7 protein-coding genes are annotated in these 6,514 nt (G+C 62.4%); 3 read left to right on the plus strand and 4 right to left on the minus strand.

The genetic code is table 11. The features are described 5' to 3' along the window. Positions 1-324 precede the first annotated feature (324 nt). Positions 325-639, minus strand: a complete 315-nt coding sequence (locus tag U4Y90_RS35580) for a DUF4148 domain-containing protein (protein WP_321801790.1) — start codon at positions 637-639, stop codon at positions 325-327. A 400-nt stretch (positions 640-1,039) separates the two neighbouring features. On the opposite strand from U4Y90_RS35580, the gene U4Y90_RS35585 reads away from it, so the two are divergent. Further along, on the plus strand, positions 1,040-1,366 hold the full coding sequence (locus U4Y90_RS35585) for a DUF4148 domain-containing protein (protein WP_321801791.1): 327 nt from the start codon (positions 1,040-1,042) through the stop codon (positions 1,364-1,366). Between the two features lie 191 nt (positions 1,367-1,557). Here the strand turns inward: U4Y90_RS35585 and U4Y90_RS35590 are convergent, their stop codons facing one another. Both U4Y90_RS35590 and U4Y90_RS35595 read right to left on the minus strand, forming a co-directional pair. Beyond that, on the minus strand, positions 1,558-2,673 hold the full coding sequence (locus U4Y90_RS35590; protein WP_321801793.1) for a hypothetical protein: 1,116 nt from the start codon (positions 2,671-2,673) through the stop codon (positions 1,558-1,560). 176 nt (positions 2,674-2,849) lie between these two features. Then, on the minus strand, positions 2,850-3,059 hold the full coding sequence (locus U4Y90_RS35595; protein WP_321801795.1) for a hypothetical protein: 210 nt from the start codon (positions 3,057-3,059) through the stop codon (positions 2,850-2,852). Between the two features lie 485 nt (positions 3,060-3,544). On the opposite strand from U4Y90_RS35595, the gene U4Y90_RS35600 reads away from it, so the two are divergent. Continuing rightward, a complete protein-coding gene (locus U4Y90_RS35600; RefSeq protein WP_321801796.1) occupies positions 3,545-5,131 on the plus strand; it encodes a hypothetical protein in 1,587 nt (528 codons plus the stop codon). A 3-nt stretch (positions 5,132-5,134) separates the two neighbouring features. Here U4Y90_RS35600 and U4Y90_RS35605 read toward each other — a convergent pair whose 3' ends face one another. Further along, positions 5,135-5,521: a hypothetical protein gene (locus U4Y90_RS35605; RefSeq protein ID WP_321801797.1), complete on the minus strand. Its 387-nt coding sequence runs from the start codon at positions 5,519-5,521 to the stop codon at positions 5,135-5,137. 161 nt (positions 5,522-5,682) lie between these two features. On the opposite strand from U4Y90_RS35605, the gene U4Y90_RS35610 reads away from it, so the two are divergent. Further along, entirely contained in the window at positions 5,683-6,441 is a 759-nt protein-coding gene (locus U4Y90_RS35610; RefSeq protein ID WP_321801799.1) for an SDR family NAD(P)-dependent oxidoreductase, read from the plus strand. Positions 6,442-6,514 lie beyond the last annotated feature (73 nt).

Consider the following 6,514-nt stretch of genomic DNA (forward strand, 5'->3'; position numbering starts at 1 on the left):
CGGGCTCCGCTGTCTTTTTTGAGATGCGATGGAGCGAGTATAACTATTAACCGACCGGACGGTTGATTAATTTTTCGCGCGATCTTCTCGACTCGAATAGCATCGCGTTAACCCGGGCCACTTCGATGCGAATCAACCGGCTGGACGCAAAAAAGCCCAGTCGTCAAACGAACTGGGCAAAACCACCGGGAAATCCGGCAGCGGAGGTTGCTTCACGCTCACGCTCGCATAAGCCGCGACGTAAAGCGTATTTCGAACTTTGTATGCAACCGACCAGAACGCACTACGTCACGCGAGCCGATCGTCGAACATTGCTGCCTTGCTTCACTGTCCGAAGAACACGGCTTGCGGATCGACGCGCTTGCTCGCGTGGCCTGCTTGCGACGCCGCGCCTGTCGACGAACCGTATCCTTCAGCCTGTGCCTGAGCGATGCGCATATCGGTAACGCGCGCTTCGGCTGTCTGCAGTTTCGCCGGATACGACGCGTCCTCCGCGACAGGCGAATAACCCGCCTTTTCCAACTGAACAAGTTCTCCGCGAACCTCTGCACGGCTCACGGGCGCGCTCGATTGCGCAAACGAGGCAAGCGGCGCGGACATGACTGTGACGGCGATGACGGCATTGACCCACGATTTCATGATCGACTCTCCCTGTTATTCGATGAAGCCCGGCGCGTTCGAGAATCGAGCCATGCCGGGAAGACGACCGAAGTGTAGGTGCACAGCCCTGAATGATCATTCGCCGCGAGAAGGAAGCATCTTTACGAAATTTGCAAAGAACCACATGCACGCCGAGCTATAGCTATTGCGATGCAACGCCAATACACAGGCCAACGCCGTCTGCAGCGTGTCATTGCCGCCATCGCGCGGTCACGTTCACGCAATGCAACGATAAGCGGGCGCCATTATTCCTATATCGACAAAGATCATTCAACGGAAACGAGAATGATCTTCGGAACACTCGTCTTTACACTTCGTTCACCAGCTGCTTAATACAAACCGGCAGCACGATCAGAAATCCGAATCGGAGGTAGTCACCATGAAGACGCTCATTTCCGCAGTCGCCCTCGCCGCTGCTCTCGCCGCTCCCGCTCTCTCGTTCGCTCAGCAATCGGACGCGCCGCTCAGCCGCGCTCAAGTGCGTGCCGAGCTGGTGCAACTCGAGAAAGCCGGCTACAACCCGAACATCAGCGACCCGTCGTATCCGTCGAATATTCAGGCCGCGCAAGCCCGCGTGAGCGCGCAGCAGCTCGCGCAAGCGCCGGTGCAATCGAGCGACTACGGCTCGGTCGCAAACGGCTCGTCGCAATCGGGCCGCACGGTCGGCGCTCAGCCGCGTGCGCTGGGTGCCTACTTCGGCCAGTAAGCCATAAGCACTGCCGGCCAGTTTGCGCCGGCTGCAACGCAAAAGGGCGGCATCCATGCGATGCCGCCCTTTTGCGTTTTGCACACGAAATGCTTCATGCACGATCGCATTTTGCGTTACGCATGTTCGATATCGAGCGGCGGTTGCGGATCGCCGCATCGTGCCGACCGGACGTTGATTCGCCGGATCGTCTAGTTCGCTGGAATGGTGACGACCGGCGACTTCGCCGTATCCGTGACTTCCGCGAGCGCCATCAGGTTTTGCACGACCGTAAACGCGTATTTCGAATCGAAGTCGCCGCGATCGATCCAGTAGTTGGCCTTGTCGTAGAGCACGCTCACGTAAGCGTCCCTCGGCACCTTCTCGCCGACCCGAACGACGATGGTCGGCCGCGTTTCTCCACCGATCAACCCGATGCTCGGCTTGGTCGCGCCGCTGCCTACCTGCTCGTCGGGGACCGCGATCTGCGCGCCGAGGTCGGTGAGAATGCCGAGCACCGAGCGCGTGACCATCGGAATGCGGTTCTGATCGGACGATTGCCCGTAGACGATCTCGTAGGTCTTCATCTTCGGCGAGAGGTGCAGCAGTTTTCGCACGAGCGTGAGATCGTCGACAACTTCCTTGTTCGTCCCGCTACGCGTCGCGCCGAGCGTGATGAACACACCGCCCTTGTCGGCGCCGTTGCCGCTCGTGCGCTTGTCGGTCTTGCCGCTCTTGTCATCGTCCGAGTTGCGCGTTTCGATGTTCAGCTCGCCCGCCAGTTGCAAGCGGCGCAATGCCTGTAGCAGCAGGAAGAAATCTGGCGACCCCGATGCGTTGGGTCCGCCGAGCGCGGTGCCGTTCTGCAAACCGCTGATCGACTGCGCCGTGATGCGCAACAGCAGATCGATCGGAATGCCGCTTTCGGCAAGCGGCATCACGAGCGTCGGTGACAGCGGCCGAATATAGGCGCTCGCGTAGGCGTCGCCCGTGGTCGGCGTAAACGTGAAGGTCGGATGATTCGAGTAAGAGACGCTGCCCGTCGCCTGTGCATAATTCGGCTGCGCGCCGGAGCCGGCATTGAGCACGACGCCGCCCGTCGTATCGAACGTATACGCGGCGATGATGCTGCTCACGGTGAGAAACGACGGTGCGTCGGCGAAGCGCAATCCGACAATCGCAGCAAGAATTTCACGCTTCTTCGCATCGCCGAGTGCACGGGCGTAGTCGACCTGATCGGCCTTCAGGCGGCTTGGGCCGATACCCGCGCAGCCTGCTGCGAGAAAGGAGACGGAGAGGATGGCGATCGATAGGGCTTTCCTTGTCATGGGCTCTGTATGAAGGTGAAAAGGAGGATCGTCGGCGCGCGGCCGCGGAACACCCGGGCCGCGGCCGCAATTTCCATACCTTTGAGTACGAGCGATCCCATCCGGCGCGATGCGCGCCAGCTTTTCAGGAACATCGCGACCCGACTCTGCTCCGTCAGGCCGCGAGCAAAGTCAGATCACGAAGCGCCGCGCTGCTGCGCTTTCGACTGAGCTTGTTTTTCCTGCGCGGGCCCTTGGGCGATATGCCGGCTCGCTTCCCTGTGCTGGGCGACGAGGGCATCGAGCCGGTCCTGCGCGAAGCGCGGACCGTCTTCGCGTGCAAAAGCCGGTGCAGCGAGCGTCGCCGCCGCAATGACCAGGACCGTGGCGAAAGGCGTTCTTTTCATGATTCACCCCGCGATTGAACGCGGCAGGCCTTGAGCGCTGCCGCGCGATCAGCATCGCACATCGGCGCAAAAGCTGCGCGCCGCGTGCCCGGCCGGATCGCCCTTTCCGTCCACGCTCTTTCGGCCAGAATCCAGTTCGCATCCGCATGTGCGGCCCTTCGTTGCGTCCGCGTCCGTGCTCACGGTTCGGATGATCTGCGGTATCCCCCACTCGCCGCTCAGTCAGAGCCGCCGCCGATCGAAAATAATGAAGGAATCCGTATTGTCTGATGATTTGTGTGCTCACGCGTGCACTCTTCGTTCAATAACGTTGCCTGAAATTCGTCTATCAAACGTTTGCGAGACAGACGCATCGCGTCATTGGATCCGTAGCCTCGACGACGACCATGCGTAAGTAGTTGCATGTAAAACCATCTGCCCGGGCGCGCTGCTCGGGCCGACGTCCGCCCGTAGCCTATGCTCCGCCCGGACATGAGGAGACCGGCATGAGCTCACCCACGACGGCGGATTTCACCGGGCATGTCGCCCCGAGCGATATCGACCAACCGAACGACGACGCAAACGACGACGACTTCAGCGACGGCCAGCCGGGCCCGCGCGCCGAGGCCGATATCGCCAAATGCGAGGCGCTCATCTCGCATGCGGCCGAAACCGGCACCGTACTCGAAACAGCCGACGTCGATGCGGTGCGCGGCGCGCGAGCCGCCTTCGACCAGGGCATCTGGAGCCGCGCGATCGGCAGCGCGTTCTACGGCGCGATGAGCCGCATCGCGGCATCGGTGCAGTATCCTGGGCGGCGCATCGTCGACGATCTCGATCACTGCCGCGACATGGTTTCGTACGGTGCGCAGAACGGCAAGGTGCTCGACGAGCACGATATCGAGGCGATGTCGAAGGCCCGCGCTGCGCAACAGGATCACACGTGGAATCCCGAGATCGAGAGCGCGTTCTACGCGGCGATGAGCCGTATCGCGCACGCGGTGACGCCGGTCGTCGCGGAAACGGCGGGCGACGAAGCGCGCCGAGGCGCTCGCCGCGCGATCCGCATCTACACGCATTCGGCGGTCGCGCTGACGCTGCTCGTCGTGTCGCTGTCGTGCCTGCTCTTCGTCGCGAATCAGGTGTCGACGGATATCGCGGCTGTCGTCAAGGCGAACGACGCCGCTGCCCTCACGCTGCACAATCAGTTGCAGGCGCACGCGGTCGCGATCGCGGACGCCGACAGGAAAAACGACGCGATCGCGGTGATCGCGCTACAAAATTCGCAGCCCGCGTTGCAGATCAAGGAAGCGCTGCAGAGCTTCGCAACCAACAACCGGCAACTCTTCGCCGACGTCTCGCGCATCAGCGCATTCACGACGAGCCTCGGTCTCGGCGCGATACGCAGTCCGTACAAGGCGCCGTGCGATGCCGAAGAAAACGTGCTCAATTTCCAGGGCGCGTATCGCACCGCGCATTCCCCGAAGTACTACGGCGGCAAGGTCGCGAGCGGCGACTGGCAATGCAATCCCGATGTTGCGCGCAAGGTGCTGGAAATCACGCTGCCGCTGCTCGCAAAACCGAATGCCGAGCCGGGCGACGCCAACCCGCCGACCGATCTCGACGCCGTGGCGCAAGGCTTTCAAAAGATCGCGGTGTATCAGGACATCCGCGCGATGGCGCTGTATGCGAACGACATCATCCTGTCGATCGTCGGCGCGGTGACGGGCTTTCTTCTACCGGTGCTCTATGCGTGGCTCGGCGCGTGCGCCGCGATCCTGCGGCAACTCTCTGCCGATTCGGCGGCCAACACGTTCCATCCCGAGCACTCGAAGGTCGCGAATCGCGCGCACGTGACGAGCGCGATCATCGTCGGCATTTCGATCGGACTCTTCAGCAAGCTGCTGGAAGGCGGCAAGGACGTGTCGCCGCTCGCGATCGCGTTCGTCGCGGGCTATGCGTCCGACAAGTTCTTCTTTTTCGTCGACCGGCTCGTCGGCGCGATGTTCCCGCCGCGCAGCGAGCCGCCCGTGCGGCCGTCGCGCACGGCGATGCCCGGCAACGCGCCCGCCGGAACACCGCCGCGCGCCTGATCGCTAGAAAAGATGCGGCGGCCTGCGCTGGGTCATGCCGCTCGGCAAGGTCTCGTCGAGTTCGAACTCGACGCTCGGATAATCCTGCAGACGGCCGTTCACTTCGGCCTCGCGCTCGCTCGTGAACAGGCCATCGAGATACTCGAAAGACAGCTTGCCGACGAGCGCCTTCAACGCGAGCTCGGCGCTGCGCTTCGGCTCGGTGACGATATCGCCCGAATCCGTGCAGGCGCAGAACTGGCCGTTGTCCGAATCCATCCCGCCGATGTCGATCACCTTGCCGTCGACGTTCTGAGCGAGCACGCGCTGCTCCACGGCAAAAAGCCTGAACGGTCGTTCGACACTCGCGGGCGGCTTCGGAAGGTCCTGCTTGCTTTCACGATTGAACATGGCGCGGCTCTCCGGTCTGTGCATCGATCAAGCGATACAGCAAGGCCCGCGCCCGCCGCCTGTGCGGCGCAGCATCGACTCGCCTTTCCTGCGCGCGCCGCACCGTCCTACATTGAACCATCGGCCACGCAAACGAAGGAGCTGTCACCGTGAATGGAACCATGAGCGGCAAGATCGCCGTCATCACCGGCGCGAGCCGCGGACTCGGACGCAACGCCGCGTTGAAGCTCGCCGAACAAGGCGCGGGCGTGATCGGCACCTACCGTCGCAACGCGCAAGCCGCGCGATCGCTCGTCGACGACATTGCGAACGCCGGCGGCAAGGCGGCCATGCTGGAACTCGATGTCGCGCGATGCGACACCTTCGCCGCCTTCGGGGACACGCTCTGCAAGACGCTCGAAGACACGTTCGAGCGCGAGAACTTCGATTTTCTCGTGAACAACGCGGGCATCGGCATCCATGCGCTCTTCGCGGACACGACACCCGCGCAGTTCGACGAGCTGGTCAACGTCCAGTTGAAGGGGCCGTTTTTCCTGACGCAGACGCTCCTGCCCTATCTGCATGAGGAAGGCGCGATTCTCAATGTGTCGAGCGGGCTCACGCGTTTCGCGTTGCCGGGTTTTGCGGCGTACGCGGTGATGAAAGGCGGGATCGAGGTCTTCACGCGTTATCTCGCGAAGGAGCTCGGGCCGCACGGCATCACGGTGAATACCATCGCGCCCGGCGCGATCGAGACGGACTTCGGCGGCGGTGTCGTGCGCGACGATCACGATACCAATCAGTTCATCGCGGATAACACGGCGCTCGGGCGCGCGGGTCTGCCGGACGATATCGGCGGTGCGATCGTGGCGATGCTCTCGGACGGCAACCGATGGATGACGGCGCAACGCGTCGAGGTGTCGGGCGGGATGTTTATCTGATCGAAAAAAAAACCGGACGCCGAGGCGTCCGGTTTTCATGCTGCTGCAGTTGTGCTGCCGTGAAGCGTCGCTT

The sequence above is a fragment of the Caballeronia sp. J97 genome (genome assembly GCF_905220305.1).
In the GTDB taxonomy this organism is placed as follows: domain Bacteria; phylum Pseudomonadota; class Gammaproteobacteria; order Burkholderiales; family Burkholderiaceae; genus Caballeronia.